Source organism: Massilia phosphatilytica (assembly GCF_977014125.1).
In genome coordinates this window covers 1-2,311 of the sequence record NZ_CDRNIL010000092.1, presented here as the reverse complement: position 1 = coordinate 2,311, position 2,311 = coordinate 1, and the positions used below count along the sequence as shown (strand labels likewise).

3 protein-coding genes are annotated in these 2,311 nt (G+C 58.4%); all 3 read left to right on the top strand.

Going from position 1 to position 2,311, the window contains the following annotated elements; translation table 11 throughout:
- Positions 1-53: 53 nt before the first annotated feature.
- The 3 genes from ACWNCF_RS03110 (at position 54) to ACWNCF_RS03100 (ending at position 2,160) form a co-directional block, all read left to right on the top strand.
- On the top strand, positions 54-200 hold the full coding sequence (locus ACWNCF_RS03110) for a hypothetical protein (RefSeq protein WP_449405980.1): 147 nt from the start codon (positions 54-56) through the stop codon (positions 198-200).
- A gap of 286 nt (positions 201-486) precedes the next feature.
- Entirely contained in the window at positions 487-1,710 is a 1,224-nt protein-coding gene (locus tag ACWNCF_RS03105; protein ID WP_449405979.1) for a hypothetical protein, read from the top strand.
- Positions 1,711-2,025: 315 nt separating this feature from the next.
- Entirely contained in the window at positions 2,026-2,160 is a 135-nt protein-coding gene (locus tag ACWNCF_RS03100) for a hypothetical protein (RefSeq protein ID WP_449405978.1), read from the top strand.
- Positions 2,161-2,311 lie beyond the last annotated feature (151 nt).

Here is a 2,311-nt window from a genome sequence, read left to right as displayed (position 1 = left end):
TGTCCTGTACTTCGTTCAGTTACGTATTGCTAAGGTTAAAACGGAGGAGTTAGTTGGATGATCCAGCACCTAGATTTCAGGCGCTCCAGCAGCAAGGCAACGATGCAATCCTAGCGAACGCGTCTGCAACCGGCGGTCTTCGCGGCGGTAACGTTCAGGGCGCTTTGGGGCAGTTTTCCCGCAATTACTCGCGCAACTGATACAGCAACAGTACGGCAACCTCGGCGGCCTGACCGACGTCGGGCAAGCATCTGCCGCACGAGTCGGTGCTGCAGCACAGCAGACCGGCAACAACGTCACAACCCTACTCGGCCAGCAAGGATCAGCCGCCTCCGGCGCCGCTCTCGCGGCCGGCCGTGCCGACTCGCAGTTGTACAACACCATCGGAAATGCCTTCGGTACCTTCGCAGGGAGCAAATTCTGATGCCAGATCCATACGATTACAGCAGTGCTTTTTCGGGTCTCCCACTACCAGGAGACAGTTTCTTGGCCGGGCTGAAGAATGGCTATGCCATCACTGACCTGCAGAACCAGCGCGCACAGCAGGCGCGCGATCTCGCCATACAACAGCAGAAACGCAACACCGTTCAGGCTCTCGTAAATAACCCAAACGCAACCGGCGATGACTATATGAAGGCCGGAATCTTAGTGCCTGAGTTGAGTGCGCAGTTCAAGCAGGCGTGGGACACGAAAAATACTGCCCAGCAGCAGAATCAGCTTAATCAAATGGTGCAGTGGTCGGCCGCAATCCAAAATGGACAACCGAAGATAGCCAGCGACGACATGCGGGCGCAAGCGGACGCACTTGAGAACACGAGTGGAGGCCCAACCCCTGAATCGAAGGCATTACGCGCCAAGGCTGACCAAGTTGATGCGAATCCGCAAACGGCAAATTTTGTCTTGAAGTCGATAATTGCCGCGAACCCAAAGGGCAAGAACGCTATTGACGGCATCGTCGCCTTGGGTGGGGAACAGCGCGCGGCGGACGCGGCTCCGGCCGAGCTCACGAAGAAAAAGGCGGACGCCGCAATGGCTGCGGCTGGTGTCGTCGGCCAAGCCGCTGGCGCGCTCGCAAAGCCCGGCGTGAAGCCAGCGCAGGCGATCACCATGTTCAGGCTGATGGAGTCGCGCGGCTTCATTCCAAAGGGCGGCGCGCAGGAGTACATCGACAACATGCCTGCCCGCCCGGAAGACCTGCCGGACTACCTCAAGCAGGTGCAGGAATCGGGCATGAAAGTTGATGACCAGAAGAAGTTTACGACACCTGACGCGAACGCGCAGCTGTCAGCGAACACGACGCGCCGCGGCCAGGACATCAATGCCAATACGGCTGCAGCTCGCCTCGCATTCGACAAGGATCAGGCCAACTCGGCCGACCAGCCAGGCAAGCCAAACGAATCAATGGCAAAGATGATCGCCTCGTATCGTTCCGCGCCGCTCGGCCAGTTCGCCCTAAATAAGCCATGGGGACAGGCCACGATGGATCGAGTAGCGGAGCTGAACCCAGCCTATGACGCGGCCCAATACCCTGCGCGTTCAGCTGCAGTTCGCTCTTTCGCTGCGGGCAAGGATGGGGCAAACGTCGAATCGGCTAACACCGCGCTGCACCATTTGATTAAGCTGATTCTGCTGCTGGGCAGTATCTTCGTGTCCCACGCCTGCTTGAACTGCGCACTCAACTCAGGCACTAAGATTCCGGCCTTCATATAGTCATCGCCGGTTGCGTTTGGGTTATTTACGAGAGCCTGAACGGTGTTGCGTTTCTGCTGTTGTATGGCGAGATCGCGCGCCTGCTGCTGCGCGCTGGTTCTGCAGGTCAGTGATGGCATAGCCATTCTTCAGCCCGGCCAAGAAACAGACTCCTGGTCAGTCGGAGACCCGAAAAAGCACTGCTGTAATCGTATGGATCTGGCATCAGAAATTGCTCCCTGCGAAGGTTGCCGAAAGGCATGTCCGATGGTGTTGTACGACTGCGAGAAGTCGGCACGGCCGGCCGCGACGAGCGGCGCCGGAGGCGGCTGATCCTTGCTGGCCGAGTCGGGTTGTGACGTTGTTGCCGGTCTGCTGTGCTGCAGCACCGACTCGTGCGGCAGATGCTTGCCCGACGTCGGTCAGGCCGCCGAGGTTGCCGTACTGTTGCTGTATCAGTTGCGCGAGTAATTGCGGGGAAAACTGCCCCAAAGCGCCCTGAACGTTACCGCCGCGAAGACCGCCGGTTGCAGACGCCGATTTCGCTAGGATTGCATCGTTGCCTTGCTGCTGGAGCGCCTGAAACTAGGTGCTGGATCATATTAACCTTTAGCAATACGTA